This window comes from Williamsia sp. D3 (assembly GCF_000506245.1).
In the GTDB taxonomy this organism is placed as follows: Bacteria; Actinomycetota; Actinomycetes; order Mycobacteriales; family Mycobacteriaceae; genus Williamsia; species Williamsia muralis.
Window position 1 is genome coordinate 35573 of the sequence record NZ_AYTE01000016.1, and the last position, 17686, is coordinate 53258.

The following is a 17686-nucleotide window of genomic DNA, read 5'->3' on the forward strand; positions in this document are numbered from 1 at the left end:
CCATGACCTCACCGTCAACTACGTCGAGTGCGAGCGACAAGCTCGACCCGGCAGTGATCAAGATCGCTGCCGTGGTCGTGCTCGGCGCGATCATGTCGATTCTCGACACCACGGTTGTGTCCGTGGCGCAGAACACTTTCCAGGATGAGTTCAGCACCGACCAGGCCGGTTCGGCGTGGACGATGACCGGTTACACACTGGCCCTGGCCGCGGTCATCCCGCTGTCGAGCTGGGCCGCCGCACGTTTTGGCACCAAGAAGGTCTATCTGACGTCGCTGGTGCTGTTCGTCTTGGGCTCGGTGCTGTGTGCGCTGGCCTGGAGCATCGGCACCCTGGTCATCTTCCGGGTGCTGCAAGGTTTCGGCGGCGGCATGTTGATGCCGGTCGGCATGATGATCCTGACCAAGGCGGCAGGCCCGGCTCGGGTCGGTTCGGTGATGGCAGTGCTCGGGATCCCGATGCTCCTCGGACCCATCCTCGGGCCGATCATCGGCGGCGCCCTGATCGAGTACGCCAGCTGGCACTGGATCTTCCTGATCAACGTGCCGATCGGTGCACTCGCCTTCGCTTACTCCTACTGGATCCTGCCCAAGGACAACGAGACGTCGCGCCCGACGTTCGACTTCGTCGGACTGCTCCTGCTGTCCCCTGGTCTGGCGCTGTTCCTCTACGGCATCTCCTCGAGTACCGAAGAGGGCACCTTCATGACCGCAAAGGTGCTGATACCGGCCGTGATCGGAGCAATCCTGGTTGCCGGGTTCATCGTGCATGCCCTGCGTGCCCGTAACCCTCTGCTCGACCTGCGGCTGTTCACCAACAGCAAGTTGTCGTGGTCGGTGGTGACCATGTCGTTGTTCATGATCGCGTTCTTCGGTGCGATGTTGCTGTTCCCGCAGTACTACATCGGCGTCCGCGGCGAGACCACGCTCTTGACCGGGCTGCTCATCGCACCTCAGGGCATCGGGGCGATGCTCACCATGCCGATGGCCGGTCGGCTGACCGACAAACACGGCCCAGGGAAGATGGTGGTCCCCGGCATCGTCCTGATCGCAATCGGACTCGGCGTCTTCATCTTCATCGGCGCCGACACCTCGTACTGGCTCCTCGGCGCGGCTCTGTTCGTCCAGGGCCTCGGCATGGGTATGACGATGATGCCCATCATGTCCGCGGCGCTGGCGACGCTCAATCCGGCTCAGGTTCCCGACGGTTCGACGCTCATGAACGTTGTGCAGCAGGCGGCAGGGTCGGTGGGTACCGCGGTCATCTCGGTGATCTTGGCCAACAACGTGAAGGGTGCAGTCGAGAGCGGCGGCGACATCGCCGGAGCCTTCGGTGACACGTTCATCGTGTCGGTGGGACTGATCGTGCTGACGCTGATCCCAGCGTTCTTCCTGCCGCGCAAGCGGATAGTGCACGACGCGGTCGATGCCGACACCGAGGCGAAGACCCCGGTGATCATGCACTGATCACTCTGGACCGCACAGTTCAGGGCAGAGAAAAGGCGCGACCCGACATCAGCCGGGTCGCGCCTTTTGTTGCGCTCGATATGTCAGACAGCACCGGTCTGACGCAGTACCCACGCGTACTCGAAGGCGACTTCTTCCCACTGCTTGTAACGGCCACTGACACCACCGTGTCCGGCCTTCATCTCGGTCTTCAACAGGATCGGCGCATCTCCGGTTGTGCTGTCCTGCAGCCGGGCAACCCATTTCGCCGCCTCGGTGTAGAGGACGCGGGTGTCGTTGAGCGAGGTGACCGCCAGGATCTGCGGGTACGGCTTGGCGTCGACGTTCTCATACGGCGAGTACGACTTCATGTACTCGTAGACCGTCTTGTCTGCCAACGGGTTTCCCCACTCGTCCCACTCGATGACGGTGAGTGGCAACGACGGATCGAGGATGGACGTCAGCGGGTCCACGAACGGGACCACCGCGAGTATGCCGTTGAACAGCTCGGGCGCCAGGTTCGCGACCGCTCCGATCAGCAGGCCGCCGGCGCTGCCGCCCTCGCCGACCAACTGCTTGGGGGTGGTGACACCGGTCTCGATCAGATGTTCTGCAGCGGCAACAAAATCGGTGAAGGTGTTCTTCTTGGTGAGGGTCTTACCTGTCTCGTACCAATGCCGGCCCATCTCACCGCCACCGCGAATATGGGCGATGACAAACACGACGCCGCGGTCGAGCAGCGACAACCGTGAGATCGAGAACCCTGGGTCGTTGCTCGATTCGTAGGAGCCGTATCCGTACAGCAACGTGGGCGCGGGCCCGTCGGCGTGTTCACGGCGCCGGATCACCGAGAGTGGGATCTTGGTGCCGTCGCTCGCCGTGGCCCAGTCGCGGTACTGCTCATAGTCGGCCGGGTCGAAGTCGCCGAGCACCTGCTGACGTTTCAGCAGTGTCCGTTCGCCGGTCGCGACGTCGAGATCGAACACCTCTGTGGGGTTGATGAAGCTCGTGTACCCGATGCGCAGCCGCGGCGCCGCCCATTCGGGGTTGCCGCCGAGTCCGGCCGAGTAGAGCTCTTCATCGAACGAGACCTCGACGAACTCCGGCGTGCCGCTTCCGTTGAGCTGCGCGATGGACAACCGCGGCAACGCTTCTCGCCGGTAGCTCAGGACCAGTTGGCCGGCGAAGGCGTCGACATCTTCGATCCGGACCTCCGGGTCGTGCGGGACCAGCACCCGGGTGTCGGTGGGATCGGTCACGGCCGCATCGAGCAGCTCGAAGTTCTCGGCGTTCTTGTTGTGCAGGATCAGGAAACGATCCCGTCCGTCGATCACGGCGTGCTCCACGCCGTACTCGACTCCCTCTTCACGGGGCCACACCACGGTGAACTCGCCGGTCGGGTCAGCAGCGTCGAGGATCCGGACTTCGCTGGTGATCTTCGAACCGAGCGTGATCATCAGGTACTTGTCGCTGCGGGTTCCACCGATCCCCACCCAGTACTGCTCGTCGGGCTCGTGAAACACCTTGACGTCGGGCGTACCTGCACCGAGATCGTGACGCCAGACAGTGTCGGGTCGCCATGCCTCGTCGACAGTCTGATAGAAGACATGGTTGCCATCGAGCGACCACAGTGCGCCCGGCGCGGTGTCACGGATCTCGTCGGCGAGCAGTTCGCCGGTGCGAAGATCCTTGAACCGCATGGTGTATCGCTCGTCACCAGCTGTGTCGACGCTGTACGCCAGCAGATTACCGTCCTCGCTCACCGAGAGCGCACCGAGACTGAAGAAGTCGGTGCCCTCGGCCTCGACGTTGGAGTCGAGGAGGATCTCCTCCCCCGGCACACTCTGACCGGGCTCGACCGTCGGCGGCGTCCAGTCGTCGGGGCCGGCGATCGGGCACCGCGCCCTGAGTGCGTACTGCTTGCCCTCTTCGGTACGTGCGTAATACCAGTACTGACCGCGTCGCGTCGGCACCGACATGTCGGTTTCCTGGGTGCGGCCCTTGATCTCGTTGTATATGTCCGCGCGGAGATCTGCGAGGTCGGCGGTGTGCGCGGTGGTGTACTCGTTCTGTTGTTCGAGGAATGCGATGACCTCGGGATCCTCTTTGTCGCGCAGCCACTCGTAGTGGTCGATCACGGTGTCTCCGTGGTGTTTGCGCTCGAACGGGATCTTCTTCGCGACGGGCGGCGTGCCTGCTGCTGCGTCCTGCGAGGTGTCGGTCACTGCTCTCCCTTCGGCCAGTCATCAAATGACAGACCTGAAATACGTTCGTAGGCTTCGATGTAGCGGTCACGGGTACGTTGCGCGACGTCGTCCGGCAACGGCGGGGGCGGATTGTCTGCATCGCGGTCCCACCCGGAGTCGGGGCCGGTGAGCCAGTTGCGGACGATTTGTTTGTCGAAACTGGGCTGCACCATGCCTGCCCGGTAGTTCGCCGCGTCCCAGTACCGCGAACTGTCCGGTGTCAAGACCTCGTCGGCGAGGACAACAGTGCCTTCATCGTCGAGTCCGAACTCGAACTTGGTGTCGGCGAGGATGATTCCACGCTCTGCCGCCAGCTCAGATCCCCGCGAGTAGATGTCGAGGGTGAGGTCTCTGAGCTTTTGCGCGAGCGTTTCGCCGACGGTGGCGACCACTGCGTCGAAGCTGACGTTCTCGTCGTGCTGGCCGATGTCTGCCTTGGTCGCGGGGGTGAAGATCGGCTCGGGGAGTCTGCTCGACTCCTCGAGCCCCTCCGGGAGGGCGATACCGCAGACCGAGCCGGTGGCGATGTAGTCGAGGAGGCCGGATCCCGTCAGGTACCCGCGCGCGACACACTCGACGGGGAGCATGTCGAGCTTCTTCACCACGAGCGCTCGGCCCACCAGTTCGGCGGGGATACGACTGTCGGTCGGATCGCCCGCCAGATGGTTGGGAACGCCCAGCGCACCGAAGTAGTAGACGCTCATCGCGGTGAGAACCCGGCCCTTGTCAGGGATGGGCGTGGGCAAGATGTGGTCGAAGGCAGAGATGCGGTCGGATGCCACCATCAGCATCGTCTGCTCGTCGATCGAATAGAGGTCACGTACCTTTCCGGCCGCGAGATGTTCGTAGGACTCCAGGCTCGGACGCATGGTTTTCAGGCTAGTCGGGCGGGCACGCCTTTCGACGTTCAGGGCGGGTGGCGCTAGAACACCAGGCCGGCAGCAAGAGCCGCGACGCCGATTGCGGGCGGCGTCAGCTGGATCAGCGCCGAACGCCCCTTCTCGGGCGACGAGATCAGCAGAACGAGACCCGCGGCAACCATCGACCCAGCGCCGGCGAACACCAACGCAGCTCCGGCATCGGCGTGATCGACGAGGGTCAACACGATCCCGACAGCGGTGACGATCGCCAGGAACAGGTTGTAGAACCCTTGATTGAAGGCCATGTCCTTGGTCGCTTCGGCTTCCTCGGCTGTGGTTCCGAAGGTCTTGCGGGTTGCCGGTGACGTCCACCGCAGCGATTCGAGCACAAAGATGTACACGTGGATGAGTGCCGCAATCGCGGTGAATACAAGGCCTACTACCGTCACGTCGTCGTCCCGTCCGAAGTCATGTGGTCTCCGCTACCGCTGTCGGCATGAATATCCGCCGACTGCGAAGACTGCCACAATGAACCGGTGAGCACATCGGCTGCATCGGTCACCATCACTTACTGCACTCAGTGCAACTGGGTACTTCGGGCGTCATGGATGGCAACGGAGTTGCTGAACACCTTCGGTACCGAACTGGGGTCGGTGACCCTGGTGCCAGGTACCGGCGGCGTGTTCACCATCGAAGTCGACGAACAGTTGATATGGGAGCGCAAGCGCGACAACGGCTTTCCGGACGTCGTCACCCTGAAGAAGCTCGTGCGCGACATCGCGGTGCCGGATTGGAACCTCGGGCACGCCGATACCGCGGCCGAGTAGTACTCCACATCGCCTGAGCCCGCCTTCGAAAGCACGTTCCCAATCATTCCGGGAGCCTCCGACGACCTCAACTCGGAGCGCTCATTGCGGCCGGGGCCGCTCCTGGAAAACGCGTCTCGAAGTCGAGTACACCCACCCAGGTCGGAATCACCCCGATGCGATGCATGGTCGCGCCATCGGCACGCAACCCGTCGAAGTAGGCATCGGCCTGCGCCGGTGGCATATCCCGGCGCATGACGAGCTCGTATTCGGGCACGATGCCGTCGACGTCGGTGACCACCGCATCGCCTCGCAATAGCAGGACGTGGGGTGTGGCTGACACCGTGTCGATAGTGATCGCCACTGCCGGGCGCCTACGAAGCGCTGCAACTTTGCGGCACCGGCGAACGTGGCCATGACCAATTCGGTACCTGTCCACCAGTGATTCATCGGGAAGAGGCGCGGGCTGTTGTCGGCCGCCACATAAGCGAGCCGAGCAGGCGATGCGAGGCTGAGGAGTTCGCGAGCCACGTCCGTCTCGAGCAGACCGATGTCGCCCTGCGGGAGCTCATTCGGGTCGATGTGCGCCGAGGTTGTCACCGGACTTCCACCAGCCTTTGCAAGTTGTTGAAGCAGCTGTCCCATCCGCTGCGGGCACCGTCTTCGGGACTCAGCGGTCCCGGCGCGAGGAGGTGGAAGGTCATGGTTGTGGTGCCCGGCGTTGTTTCTTCGAAGGTCACGGTGCAGACGGAGACGCTGTCGGTGTTGGTCGGGTCGCCCCATGTGAATACGAGGCGTTCTGGTGCCGAGACCTCTTGATAGACACCACCGGTGGCGAATTCCTCACCGTCAGGGCTGATCATCACTCCGCCATAGCTCCCGCCTGGTCGCGCATCGCCATGCATGCGATCTCGTGGCATGGTGAAACCCTCGGGGCCCATCCATTGCGCGGCCTGGTCGTTGTCGACCCAGGCGTTGAATACCACCTCCGGAGTGGCAGCGAACTCTCTGACGATCGTGAACTCGCGAGTTGCCGTGTCTGTCATGGTGTTTCCTTTCCCTGGCCGGACCCGGTGATCCGGTTGATGTGTTGTTCGAGACGGTCGAAACTGCCGTCCCAGAAACGGCGATAGCCGGCCAGCCAGTCGCTGGCCGCCGCCAACGGCTCGGCTTCGAGGGAACACGGTCGCCACTGCGCGTCGCGGCCCCGCGAGATGAGTCCGGCGCGTTCCAGAACCTTGAGGTGTTTGGACACCGCCGCCAAACTCATGTCGAACGGCTCGGCGAGCGCCGACACCGTCGCCTCCCCTTCCGCGAGCCGAGCCAGCAGAGCCCGCCGCGTGGGGTCGGCGAGCGCCGCGAACACGGCACTGAGTTGATCGTCCGACACGTCGTTCTCCCTTATTCAACCAACTGGTTATGAACCAGCAGGTTGAATACTACGGACTCGAGAGCGGCTGCCAACCCGTTGCGGCCGGCACGGCCGCGCACGAACTCCGACTTCGGCCACAACCTCCGACTGCAACCGGAGGAACTCCACGAAGTCGGAGGGTCTAGGCAACCAGCAACCCAGGCCCGCCAAAGCCTCCGACTTCGGCTAGGAACTCCGGTTGCAACCGGAGGAACTCCACGAAGTCGGAGGGTCTGCGGACCCAGCAGACGAAACGGTCAGAGAATAGGCGCCGGCGCATAGCCGGCGGCGTCGGGATATTGATCGACGAGTGTGCCCACCTGAGCGACGACGTCGGCCACCTGGTGCTCTGCTGCGCCGATGAATGCCGATTTGTCGGCCAGCGCGGCGTCGAGCCCGGCGCGGTCGAGTGGGATCCTGTCGTCGGCGGCCAGGCGGTCCAGCAGGTCGGGATCGCGACCGTCTTCGCGCATGGCGAGGGCCACGGCGACGGCGTTTTCCTTGATCGCCTCGTGCGCGACCTCGCGACCGACGCCTGCACGGACCGAGGCGATCAGGACCTTGGTGGTCGCCAGGAACGGCAGGTACCGGTCGAGTTCTTTGGCGATCACTGCGGGGTAGGCACCGAACTCGGCGAGCACCGTCAGGAACGTCTCGAGCAGTCCATCGATGGCGAAGAAGGCGTCGGGCAATGCCACTCGGCGCACCACCGAACAGAACACGTCACCCTCGTTCCACTGCGCGCCGGCCAGTTCCGCAGCCATCGATCCGTAGCCCCGGAGCACCACGGCGAGCCCGTTCACCCGCTCGCAGCTGCGGGTGTTCATCTTGTGCGGCATCGCCGAACTGCGACCTGCCCTGCCTGGAAACCTTCGGTGACCAGCTCATGGCCTGCCATCAGGCGAATGGTGTGAGCCAACGACGAGGGGCCGGCAGCCACCTGTACCAGCGCCGAGACCACGTCGTGGTCGAGTGATCGCGGGTACACCTGACCCACCGACGTCAGCGACTTCGAGAACCCGAGGTGGTCGGCCACCTTCGACTCCAGCTGGGACAGTTTGTCAACGTCTCCGTCGAGCAGATCGAGCATGTCCTGGCTGGTGCCCATCGGGCCCTTGATGCCGCGGAGCGGATAGCGGTCGATCAGCTCGCGAAGGCGGGTGAGCGCGATGAGCAGTTCGTCGGCCGCCGATGCGAATCGCTTGCCCAGGGTGGTGGCCTGCGCCGCGACGTTGTGGCTGCGACCGGCCATCACCAGTGTGGAGTACTGGGCGGCCCGGTCGGCCAAGCGTGCCGCGGTGGCGACACCATGTGCGTGTACGTGCTCGAGCGACCGCAGGATCTGCAATTGCTCGACGTTCTCGGTGAGGTCGCGGCTGGTCATCCCCTTGTGGATGTGCTCGTGGCCAGCGAGGGCGTTGAACTCTTCGATGCGCGCCTTCACGTCGTGGCGGGTGACCCGTTCACGGTCGGCGATGGAGGCCAGGTCGATCTGATCGAGCACACGTTCGTAGTCGGCGATCGCCTCATCGGGCACCTCGACGCCCAGTTCCTGCTGCGCTTTGAGGACTGCGACCCACAGTTGCCGCTCCAGGACGATCTTGTGATCGGCAGACCACAATCGCACCAGATCTGCCGACGCGTAGCGACCGGCCAGGACGTTCGAGACCCGCGGCTTCTCGGTCGGCGATATTGTTTCAGACACGCCTCATTATGCGACATGTCCACCACGGCCCCCTCACATGGCGGTCACGACCGGCGCATCACACTGCGACGACGGGTGCGAGCTGGTCGATGACCTCGCTCAGGGCGGTGCGGGTCACCTTGACAACGTCCTCCACCGAGTCGGCCAGGGCCCCGATCACAACACCGTCCTCGACAGCCATCAACTGCTCGATCCCACTGGGATCTGTGCTGCGGCCCGACTTCTCGAGAACCTCGAAGTGGGTGTTACGCAACGTGTTTCGGTGGTCGATGAGAACCTGTTGCAGTCGCGGCACTCGCGCACTGAGAACAACCGACTCGAACCGGCAGGTCAGACGCTCTCGCGACGTGTCTTCCCCGATGAAGACATCGGCGAGTACTTCGGCCGTCGCCTCGGCCCCGCGGCGACGCCGGGTCAGCCCCCGGCCCCTCTCGATGATCGCATCGCAATCATTCGCACAGGCGGACGCCACTGCCTCGGCAACCAAATCCTCAAGTGAGGCAAAGTAATACGTCGTGGAGGCAAGCGGAAGCTGCGCTCGGTCGGCCACCGCCCGATGTCGGACGGCGTCAAAACCGCCTTCCAGAAACAATTCCCCGGCGGCGGCGATCAATCGCGCCCTTCGGCGCGTCCCCTTGGGGGTCGCTGCTGCTCTCACTCCGCCATGGTGGCAAAGGGCACGCGGCGGCGGGATCGTTTCGGCAAAAAACTGACCCCCGGCAAGGATTTCAGTGATGCTCGATCAGCTGAGAACCGGACGGAGGAGTTGCAGCGCCCGCTCGATCTCGTCGGTCGCACCGGCGAAACTCATCCGCACGGTTCGGTGCCCCTTGCGGGTGTCGAAGTCCAGACCCGGCGCCATGGCAACCCCGGTCTGCTCGAGCACGCCTTCACACCAGCCGAGCGAATCGTCGGTGATCGCACCGACATCGGCGTACACATAGAACGCACCGTCGGGAGGTGCCACGTCGGTGATGCCGAGCGCGGCGAGGCCGCCCACCAACAACTCACGATTTCGCGCGTAACGCCGCACGTGCCCGTCCAGTTCAGCCCGTGACTCGGGGGTGAACGCTGCGACGGCAGCGTGCTGGCTGATCGTCGGTGGACAGATGGTCATGTTCGCCGTGAGTCGCTCGACGGGCCGCCGCAGAGGTTCGGGCACCAGCATCCAGCCCAATCGCCAGCCGGTCATACAGAAATACTTCGACACCGAACCCATCACCACCGACTGGCGCGACGTCTCCCATGCGCATGAGGTGGGCCGCCCGTAACTGATGCCGTGATAGATCTCGTCCGAGATGAGCAACGTGCCGTGGGCGTCGCACCAGGCGGCAAGAGCGGCGAGTTCCTCGGGCGCGAGGATTGTCCCGGTGGGGTTCGCAGGGCTGGCGACGATCAATCCGGCCGGCGGCCGGTCGAGTTGTTCGAGCATGTCGACCGTCGGCTGGAACCGCGTTTCGGGACCACAATCGAGTTCGAGTACCTGGCAACCCAGCGCCGAGAGCGTGTTGCGGTATGCCGGATAACCCGGCCGGGCCATGGCCACCGTGTCGCCCGCATCAAAAGCAGCGAGAAAGATCAGGGTGAATGCACCGGATGAGCCCGTGGTAATCACGACGTCGTCCGCACTCACCTCCACTGCATAGGTGTCGCGGTGATGCGCCGCGATCGCCTCGCGCAGCGGCGCGATACCGAGCGACTCGGTGTAACCCAGTGGAGAGGCATGCAAGGCGGCCGCGGTGGCGTCGAGGACCGGCGCCGGAGCCGGGGTGGAAGGCTGACCGGCGGCCAACGACACGACGTCGAGGCCGCGGGCCCGTCGCTTGGCGATCGCTGCCAGCACGTCCATCACATGGAACATCTCGACCTGGGATCTGTCCGATTGCGACCGCATCTGTCGAAGTTAGCGCCTGCCGTAAACGACATCGCGTCAGAGGGTCGAACGGTAGCTCGGCGCCGCGCCGCAGGTACCGTGTATCTCGCAATGACTACCACAGGCAACCGCTTCCAGCGACCCGGAAGCAACGACGACGGCACTTCCGGACTCGCCGATCTGGCGATACCCCGTCGTTCCCTGCTCACGGCCGGTGCCGGGCTGGGTGCCATGGGGCTGCTGGCAGCGTGCGGGTCGGGTGACGAGTCGAAGCGCGTGGCACCCCAGCCGGCCCGCGCGGACGAACCCAAGACCACCTCCACTGCGCCGACTGTTCCGCAGAGCGGGACGGCCGAGATGTTCAGTGGCAGCTTCATCTCCGCCAAAATGCTTGGACGTCAAACCAATTGGATCGTCGCACGGCCGGCCGGCGTCACCGGCGAGTTGCCGGTGGTGGTGGTGCTGCACGCCCTGAACACCGACCAGAGGGCGGCTTTCGGCGGGGGTCTGGAGATGCAGAACCTGATGCAGGACTGGGTGAATCAGGGTAATGCACCGTTTGCCCTCGCCGCCGTGGATGCCGCGCGCAGCTACTATCACCCCCGCGCCGATGGCACCGACGGCGGCGCGATGGTGCTCGACGAGTTCCTGCCACTGCTCGACGGCACCCCCGAACTCCAGCTGCGCACCGATCGCATCGGATTCTTCGGCTGGTCCATGGGCGGCTACGGTGCACTGCGCCTGGGTGCACTACTGGGCGCACCACGGGTATCGGCCATCGCCGTCAGCTCCCCCGCGCTGTGGGGCGACCCCGCGACCTTTCCCCCGCGAGCGTTCGACAGTCTCGCCGACTACCAGGCCAATTCGCTTTTCGGGCAACAAGATTCGTTCATGAAGATCCCCCTGCTGATCGAGTGTGGATCCAGCGACCAGTTCTTCACCTACACCCGGCAATGGATGGCGGGCCTGCGGCCACCACCGGCCTTCGGCACCTCACCCGGCGGACACACCAACCGATACTGGCGCGGCGTCCTGCCCGGGCAGATCGCGTTTCTAGGCCGAAACCTCGCGGCCTGACCTGCTTGCCGCCGGCAATCAGATAGAGATACGGCCTTCTTCGGCGGCAGTCAGATCGAGATACGGCCTTCTTCGGCGGCCAGGCCGATGTCGCTGCGGTAGTGCGCACCCGCGAGCTTGACTCCCGACAGTCGCTCGTAAGCCTGGGCCCGTGCGGCTGCGAGGTCTTCTCCGACACCGACAACGCTGAGCACGCGCCCGCCGCTGGAGACCACGGATCCATCGACCGATGCGGTACCGGCGTGCAGCACGCCCTCCGCGTCGGCACCGGTGATCGGATCGCCCGTACGGGGTCGACCCGGGTAGTTCTCGGCTGCCAGCACCACGGTGACGGCGGCCCCGGGCTCCCACTCCAGGGGCGGCAGCTGGTCCAGGTGCCCTGTCGCGGTCGCGTTGAGGGCAACGCCCAGCGGTGACTTGAGTAGAGCCAGAACGGCTTGTGTCTCGGGATCACCGAAGCGACAATTGAATTCGACCACTGCCGGTCCGTCTGCGCCGATGGCCAGACCGGCATAGAGCAGTCCCGAGAACGGGATCCCGCGACGGGCCAACTCCGCCGCGACAGGGGCGACGACCTCGTCGACGATGCGCGTGGTCATCTCCTCGGGCAGCCACGGCAACGGCGTATAGGCGCCCATGCCACCGGTGTTCGGCCCCGCATCGCCATCGCCGACCCGCTTGTGGTCCTGTGCGGGCAATAGTGGAACCACCGTCTCACCGTCGACCAGGCAGAAGAGCGACACCTCGGGGCCGTCGAGGAACGACTCCAGCAGCACCGGGTGGCCGCTCTCGAGAAGTTCGGCCGCGTGGGCGCGGGCGGCAACGCGGTCGGCGGTGACCACCACGCCCTTACCTGCGGCAAGGCCGTCGTCTTTGACAACCCAGGTGGGACCGAAGCGGTCGAGGGCGGCATCGAGCCGGGCCGGACTGTCGACGATCTCGCTGTGCGCCGTACGCACCCCGGCAGCGGCCATCACATCTTTGGCAAAGGCCTTGGAGCCCTCGATCTTTGCTGCCTGCTCACCCGGCCCGAAGGTTGCGAATCCGGCTGTCCGCAGGGCATCCGCAACGCCGACCACCAAGGGGACCTCGGGGCCGATGACCACCAGGTCTGCCTCGATCTCGCGGGCCAGCGCCACCACGGCGTCCGACGAGACGATGTCGACCGCATGATTGGTGGCCACAGCTGCGGTGCCGGGATTGCCGGGGGCAACATGCAGATCGGTGACCGAGGGGTCGCGGTCCAGGCCCAATACGAGGGCGTGTTCGCGGCCGCCCGATCCGATGACGAGTACTCGCACGTGCCAGACCTTACCGTCCGCCGCGATCAGCGCGAACCGGCCACCAAAGCCTCGAGTGCCTTCTTGCGTCCCTCACTGCCGAGTCGCTCGTCGACCACGATGCAGAGCGCCGGAGCCAGGGCGATCACCACAAGACACGTCACCACTGACACCCCATTTGCTGCCAGCACCACCGCGACCGCCAGGATCGCGCCCGACCCGACGGCCAACGCCACGTTGGTTCGATCGAAGCCCAGCAGGAATCCGTACAGCAGGAAGACCGACCCGATGAAGACCCCGACGGGCAGCACCACCGACACCACCGCGGCCAACTCGCTGATCGTCGCCTTGTGTTCGATGAACAGTGCCGCAACGTGAAGTCCCGCCCCCATCATCGCGATCGACATGAAGACGATGATGTGGAAGTACCCGAAGACAAACGCTTTGCCGCGCTGAAGGTGCAGGGCGTGGCCGGCCGGAACGATGAAGTAGACCCACCACATGCCGAACGTGATGCCGACTCCCGCGAGGCCGAGGATCGCCGTCTCCAGAGTCCATCCGGCCGAGTGGACCACCGCCTGCAGCGCCACGGTGGTGCCGACGATGCCTTCGCCCAAGGTGATGATCGCGAGCAGACCGTACCGCTCCGCGATGTGATGGGCATGCCACGGCGTTGTGCCCTCATCGCCGATGTTCTCGGCGATCGCCGGCACCGCCATCTCGCAGACGACCAGCACCCCGATCACCAGCAGGGTCTGCAGAAGGGTGGTGTCGAGGAAGATGGCCCCAATCCAGGCAATCTGCACAACACTGATGCCGACTGCGTACGTGAGGCAGGTCCGACGGTAGTCCGGGCTGCTCAGGGCGGCGCGGACCCATTGGAGCACCATGGCCAGGCGCATCACCACATACCCGAGGACGAGCACCCGGTTGTCGACGACACCGCCCTCGTCCACCGACGCGAACAGCGGCTCGATGCCCAGGGCGAGGATCAGGACACCGACCATCTGCAGCATCGTCGTCAAGCGATACACCCAGTCGTCGGTGTCGAATGCCGAAGCAAACCAGGTGAAGTTGATCCAGGCCCACACCGCCGCGAACGTGCAGAACACAAAACCGATCACTGCGGTCTTGTAGTGCCCTTCGGCGACGAAGTGTGCGACTTCGCTTCCGGCAAACGCGAAGGCGACCACAAATGTGAGGTCGAAGAACAGCTCGAGGCTGGTCGCTGCTCGCCCGTCCTCATGCGGGTCGCGGCCAGTCATCCGGGTCACCCGGTGCCTGAGTTGGGCGACTGCCGCGGTGGCTGGACGGTTGTGACCTTCTGGCTCGCTCATCTAAAGGCACCTTCTCTGTCAGGCTGTCTTCTTTCTTGAACAGCACTGCGAGCTTAGAAGAAGGTGCCTTCAGATCGTTGATCAGGCGGGCGCGGTGAGGTCGTAGAGCGTCACGCCGTCCACTGTTGTACTGGCGAAGTTGGCCTCAACCCACTCGGTGATGTCCGATCCGGTGCCGCTGCCCCTCATGCCCCCGCCACTCATGCCGCCCATCATGCCGCCGCCCGTGGCGATGAAGTAGTGGATCTCGCCGTCCTGCACGTACTTCTGGAACTCCGCGAGCGTCGGAGACGGGTCGCTGCCGTTGAAGCCGCCGATCGGCATCACCGAACGCTCGGTTGCGAGCTGGTAGCCCGAGGCACTGTTCGAGCCGATGGCGGCCGCGACCCACGTGTAGTCGTCGGCATCGGTGTTCAGCAACGCCACCAGCTCATCGCTCGGTCGCGAGCCCTGCAGTAGACCGCCGCCGGCACCGCCCATGCCTCCCATCCCACCGAACAGCTCGAACGTACCGTTCTGCGGCACTTGGGCGCCCACTTGCCCGGGGTTCGTGGTGCGGCCCTGACCGTTGGGCATCCCCGGCACGGTGCCCTGATTGTTCGACATGCCGGGAGGCATGCCGCCGCCTGCCGCACCCCGGCCCATTCGCATACCGCCACCTGGACCGAACCCTCCTTGCGAGGAGGGGCCTGCGCTCGGGATCGATCCCGAGCGTGCGCTGCTCACTGTGTCGATGGCGTACGCGGCCGGACCCGCGAGTCCGAGGACGACCGCGACCAGCGCCGCGACCAGCGCGCCGCGCCGCGCCGCGGTGTTCCGCAGATTCGACAGGAGCAGACCCAGTGCAGCGACGATCGAGCCGACGAGGACGACATATCTCAGCCACGGCATGAAGTCGGCGGATCGATCGAGCAATACGAAAGACATGACGCCGGCAGCCAGCGCCGCCGCAGCGAGGACTACTGGTACCCAGCGCTTCTCGCGTCGGCGCCAGCACTCCACTGCGCCGGCGCCCACCAGAGCGGCAACGGCCGGCGCCAGCGCCACCGTGTAGTACGCGTGGAAGATCCCCGCCATGAAACTGAAGACCGCCATCGTCGTGATCAGCCACAGGCCCCAGACGACCAGCAGCGCGCGGCGACTGTCGGTTCGGGACGCTCTGCCACGCAACACGATCGCAGCGATTCCCAGGATGAGCGCGGCCGGGATCAGCCAGGCGATCTGACCACCTTGGCCTGATTCGAACATCCGGGTGACGCCGGTGTCGCCCCACATCCCGCCACCTCCGCCCGGGCCCGTGAACGTCGCGCCACCGGGCGCGGCGAGTTCATTGACGCCTCCGGTGGCCGGGGCACCGAACCGTTCGACCATTCCGCCTCCGCCCGGGCTCACGCTACCGGTCTCGTTTCCGTTGAGACGTCCGAAGCCGTTGTAGCCCAATGTGAGTTCCAGAATGGAGTTGTTCTGCGATCCACCGATATAGGGCCGCGAGTCTTTCGGCCACAATTCCACGGCCAACACCCACCATCCGGCCGACACGATCATGGCGCCGAGTGCTGCGAAGAGATGGCCGAGTCTCTTGATCCAGGTCTTCTGCCCGAACGCGATGTAGGTCAACGCGAGCGGCGGTATCACCAGGAACACCTGCATCTGTTTGGTGAGGAACCCGAAGCCGACGAACACGCCCGTCAGGATCATCCAGCGTATCCGTCCGTCGTCGATGGCTTTGAGTGTCGCCCACACCGCGGCGATCATCAGCAACACCAGCAATGCGTCGGGATTGTTGAATCGAAACATCAACGCCGCCACAGGGGTCAGCGCAAGCGCCGCACCGGCGATGAGTCCACCCGCCGGACCGAATCGCTTGCGTACGATCCAGTACAGCAGCGCTACCGACGCAACACCCATGAGTGCCTGTGGAACGATGATCGACCACGAGTTCAACCCGAAGATGCGTACGGCAATACCGGGAATCCACAACGACATCGGCGGTTTGTCCACCGTGATCGAGTTCGCGGCATCGGATGACCCGAAGAACCACGCCTCCCATGACTGTGAGCCGGCCTGGATGGCCGCCGAGTAGAACGAATTGGCCCACCCATTGATGCTCAGGTTCCACAGGTAGAGCACGCCGGTCGCGACAACGAGGATCGCGAACGCGGGCCATTCCCACCGCAGCCGGGCCGGGTTGGCCGGTGGTAGGTCGATGAGCACGGTCATGCCGAGACCTCTTTCACAGTGCGGTGCGATGTGCGGAACACCCAGCGGAGGCCGATGAAGCGCAGGATCGTGGCAACGAGGTTGGCCACAACGAGCACGAGCAACTCGGCGTGCTTGGACGTATCCGGAGCCCAGATGTGTAGCATGAGAAGCGATCCGGCGGTCAGGCCCCACCCGAACGTAAAGATCGCGATCCCCTGGAGATGGTGTTTGGCGGCACCGTCAAGTCCGCGCACCCGGAAGGTGAACGCGCGGTTGGCGGTGGTGTTGAACACGGCCGTGATGAGTAATGACAGGAAGTTGGCCGTCTGCGCCCCGGCGATCGAATGCAAACCCAGGTAGAGCACCGCGTAGGCGATGGTGGAGGCCATCCCGACCACACAGAACCTGGCCAGTTGACCCACCATCCCACGCGGCACCCCGATCACCTGCGGTCCGGGATCGTTGCGGCCGAAGCTGTCCCGGAGATCCGACACCGGCAACCGTCCACTCGCGAGAGCTCGTCCGACACGCCAACAACCCCTCACGTCCTCGGTGGCCGTCTTCACTATCTCGACCTTGCTGGCCGGATCGTCCACCCAGTCCACCGGCACCTCGGCGATCCGGAGCCCGGCCCGCTGTGCGATGACAAGCATCTCGGTGTCGAAGAACCAGCCGGTGTCATCGACCATCGGCAGCAGACGCCGAGCCACGTCGGAGCGAATCGCCTTGAATCCGCACTGTGCGTCCGAGAATCTCGCCCCCATGGTGGTGCGGAGCAGCAGGTTGTAGCCACGAGAGATGAACTCTCGCTTCGGTCCTCGAACCACCCGCGACGAGCGGGTCAGCCGAGAGCCGATCGCCAGATCCGAATGTCCCGACACCAGCGGCGCAATCAACGGCAGCAGCGCATTGAGGTCGGTCGACAAGTCGACGTCCATATACGCGACCACACGTGCGTCGCTGTCCTGCCACATCGCTTTGAGTGCCCGGCCCCGCCCCTTCGCGTCGAGATGCGCCACGCGCACCCGCCGCCCGTCATCGATCACCGCAGCCAGGCGGCAGGCAATCTGCAACGTGGCGTCGGTACTGGCGTTGTCCGCGATGGTGATCCTGGCCGAGTAGGGCATCTGGGTGTTCAGGTACTCGGCGAGCTGTTGCACGCACCTGCCCAGGTCGAACTCCTCATTGAAAACCGGGACGACTATGTCGAGAACCGGTCCTGGCGGCGTGTGGTCGAACACGATTGCGGCGGTCTCGCTCGGCGCATCGTCGAGGGTGTCTGCTGTCATGGCACACACTCTGGAATCCGGACCTGCCGCAAACCTCGGGCGTAGCTGTCAAGAAGCTGTGTTCATCTGGCTCGCTCCGCTCGCTTTGTCGGCATGGCCATCAGGCGGTTGCTCTTCCCTTCTCCTCACATCGCTGCGCTCGTTCGTCGGCAGTC

The 17686-nt window shown here is 64.6% G+C and carries 15 protein-coding genes and 1 pseudogene; 3 read left to right on the forward strand and 13 right to left on the reverse strand.

Annotated features, from left to right (window positions below):
- Positions 1 to 2 precede the first annotated feature (2 nt).
- On the forward strand, positions 3 to 1466 hold the full coding sequence (locus W823_RS40950) for a DHA2 family efflux MFS transporter permease subunit (RefSeq protein ID WP_023957408.1): 1464 nt from the start codon (positions 3 to 5) through the stop codon (positions 1464 to 1466).
- An 83-nt stretch (positions 1467 to 1549) separates the two neighbouring features.
- Here the strand turns inward: W823_RS40950 and W823_RS40955 are convergent, their stop codons facing one another.
- Genes W823_RS40955 through W823_RS40965 form a run of 3 tightly spaced genes read right to left on the reverse strand, consistent with a single transcriptional unit; the run spans position 1550 to position 5000 of the window.
- A complete protein-coding gene (locus tag W823_RS40955; RefSeq protein ID WP_023957409.1) occupies positions 1550 to 3670 on the reverse strand; it encodes a S9 family peptidase in 2121 nt (706 codons plus the stop codon).
- Complete coding sequence (locus W823_RS40960; RefSeq protein ID WP_023957410.1) at positions 3667 to 4560, reverse strand: phosphoribosylaminoimidazolesuccinocarboxamide synthase; 894 nt, start codon at positions 4558 to 4560, stop codon at positions 3667 to 3669. The genes W823_RS40955 and W823_RS40960 overlap by 4 nt, the downstream gene beginning before the upstream one ends.
- 53 nt (positions 4561 to 4613) lie before the next feature.
- Positions 4614 to 5000 (reverse strand): DUF1304 domain-containing protein, encoded by a 387-nt coding sequence (locus W823_RS40965; protein ID WP_023957411.1) that lies wholly within the window; start codon positions 4998 to 5000, stop codon positions 4614 to 4616.
- Between the two features lie 87 nt (positions 5001 to 5087).
- Between W823_RS40965 and W823_RS0128840 the strand changes: the two genes are divergently transcribed.
- Positions 5088 to 5378 carry a SelT/SelW/SelH family protein gene (locus tag W823_RS0128840; RefSeq protein WP_031332054.1) on the forward strand — a complete coding sequence of 97 codons (291 nt, stop codon included), beginning with the start codon at positions 5088 to 5090 and terminating at the stop codon, positions 5376 to 5378.
- A 67-nt stretch (positions 5379 to 5445) separates the two neighbouring features.
- Here the strand turns inward: W823_RS0128840 and W823_RS58790 are convergent, their stop codons facing one another.
- The 6 genes and pseudogenes from W823_RS58790 to W823_RS40995 form a co-directional block, all read right to left on the reverse strand.
- Complete coding sequence (locus W823_RS58790) at positions 5446 to 5700, reverse strand: hypothetical protein (protein ID WP_235189500.1); 255 nt, start codon at positions 5698 to 5700, stop codon at positions 5446 to 5448.
- Positions 5701 to 5953: 253 nt separating this feature from the next.
- The gene (locus W823_RS40975) at positions 5954 to 6403 is read right to left on the reverse strand and encodes an SRPBCC domain-containing protein (protein ID WP_023957414.1); all 450 of its coding nucleotides are present in this window, start codon (positions 6401 to 6403) and stop codon (positions 5954 to 5956) included.
- On the reverse strand, positions 6400 to 6747 hold the full coding sequence (locus W823_RS40980) for a helix-turn-helix transcriptional regulator (RefSeq protein WP_023957415.1): 348 nt from the start codon (positions 6745 to 6747) through the stop codon (positions 6400 to 6402). The genes W823_RS40975 and W823_RS40980 overlap by 4 nt, the downstream gene beginning before the upstream one ends.
- A gap of 278 nt (positions 6748 to 7025) precedes the next feature.
- Positions 7026 to 8461 (reverse strand): annotated as a pseudogene (gene purB, locus W823_RS40985) (adenylosuccinate lyase).
- A 70-nt stretch (positions 8462 to 8531) separates the two neighbouring features.
- Positions 8532 to 9131, reverse strand: coding sequence for a TetR/AcrR family transcriptional regulator (locus W823_RS40990; RefSeq protein WP_031332056.1), 600 nt, complete (start codon positions 9129 to 9131; stop codon positions 8532 to 8534).
- 84 nt (positions 9132 to 9215) lie between these two features.
- Positions 9216 to 10367, reverse strand: a complete 1152-nt coding sequence (locus W823_RS40995) for a pyridoxal phosphate-dependent aminotransferase (protein WP_023957417.1) — start codon at positions 10365 to 10367, stop codon at positions 9216 to 9218.
- A gap of 90 nt (positions 10368 to 10457) precedes the next feature.
- Here W823_RS40995 and W823_RS41000 point away from each other — a divergent pair, with 90 nt between their 5' ends.
- Positions 10458 to 11423, forward strand: coding sequence for an alpha/beta hydrolase (locus W823_RS41000; protein ID WP_030173381.1), 966 nt, complete (start codon positions 10458 to 10460; stop codon positions 11421 to 11423).
- Positions 11424 to 11473: 50 nt separating this feature from the next.
- Here the strand turns inward: W823_RS41000 and purD are convergent, their stop codons facing one another.
- The 4 genes from purD to W823_RS41020 all read right to left on the reverse strand — a co-directional run bounded on the left by purD (position 11474) and on the right by W823_RS41020 (position 17531).
- Positions 11474 to 12724, reverse strand: coding sequence for a phosphoribosylamine--glycine ligase (gene purD / locus W823_RS41005; RefSeq protein WP_023957419.1), 1251 nt, complete (start codon positions 12722 to 12724; stop codon positions 11474 to 11476).
- A 26-nt stretch (positions 12725 to 12750) separates the two neighbouring features.
- Positions 12751 to 14040: a low temperature requirement protein A gene (locus W823_RS41010; protein WP_023957420.1), complete on the reverse strand. Its 1290-nt coding sequence runs from the start codon at positions 14038 to 14040 to the stop codon at positions 12751 to 12753.
- Positions 14041 to 14121: 81 nt separating this feature from the next.
- Positions 14122 to 16260, reverse strand: a complete 2139-nt coding sequence (locus W823_RS41015; RefSeq protein WP_023957421.1) for a glycosyltransferase family 39 protein — start codon at positions 16258 to 16260, stop codon at positions 14122 to 14124.
- Entirely contained in the window at positions 16257 to 17531 is a 1275-nt protein-coding gene (locus W823_RS41020) for a bifunctional glycosyltransferase family 2/GtrA family protein (protein WP_023957422.1), read from the reverse strand. The genes W823_RS41015 and W823_RS41020 overlap by 4 nt, the downstream gene beginning before the upstream one ends.
- Positions 17532 to 17686: the final 155 nt, after the last annotated feature.

Coding starts and splice junctions, on each gene's coding strand:
- W823_RS40975 (WP_023957414.1), bottom strand. CDS start 6,403: ATGACAGACACGGCAACTCGCGAGTTCACGATCGTCAGAGAGTTCGCT.
- W823_RS41015 (WP_023957421.1), bottom strand. CDS start 16,260: ATGACCGTGCTCATCGACCTACCACCGGCCAACCCGGCCCGGCTGCGG.
- W823_RS41000 (WP_030173381.1), top strand. CDS start 10,458: ATGACTACCACAGGCAACCGCTTCCAGCGACCCGGAAGCAACGACGAC.
- W823_RS40950 (WP_023957408.1), top strand. CDS start 3: ATGACCTCACCGTCAACTACGTCGAGTGCGAGCGACAAGCTCGACCCG.
- W823_RS41020 (WP_023957422.1), bottom strand. CDS start 17,531: ATGACAGCAGACACCCTCGACGATGCGCCGAGCGAGACCGCCGCAATC.
- W823_RS41010 (WP_023957420.1), bottom strand. CDS start 14,040: ATGAGCGAGCCAGAAGGTCACAACCGTCCAGCCACCGCGGCAGTCGCC.
- W823_RS40960 (WP_023957410.1), bottom strand. CDS start 4,560: ATGCGTCCGAGCCTGGAGTCCTACGAACATCTCGCGGCCGGAAAGGTA.
- W823_RS40995 (WP_023957417.1), bottom strand. CDS start 10,367: ATGCGGTCGCAATCGGACAGATCCCAGGTCGAGATGTTCCATGTGATG.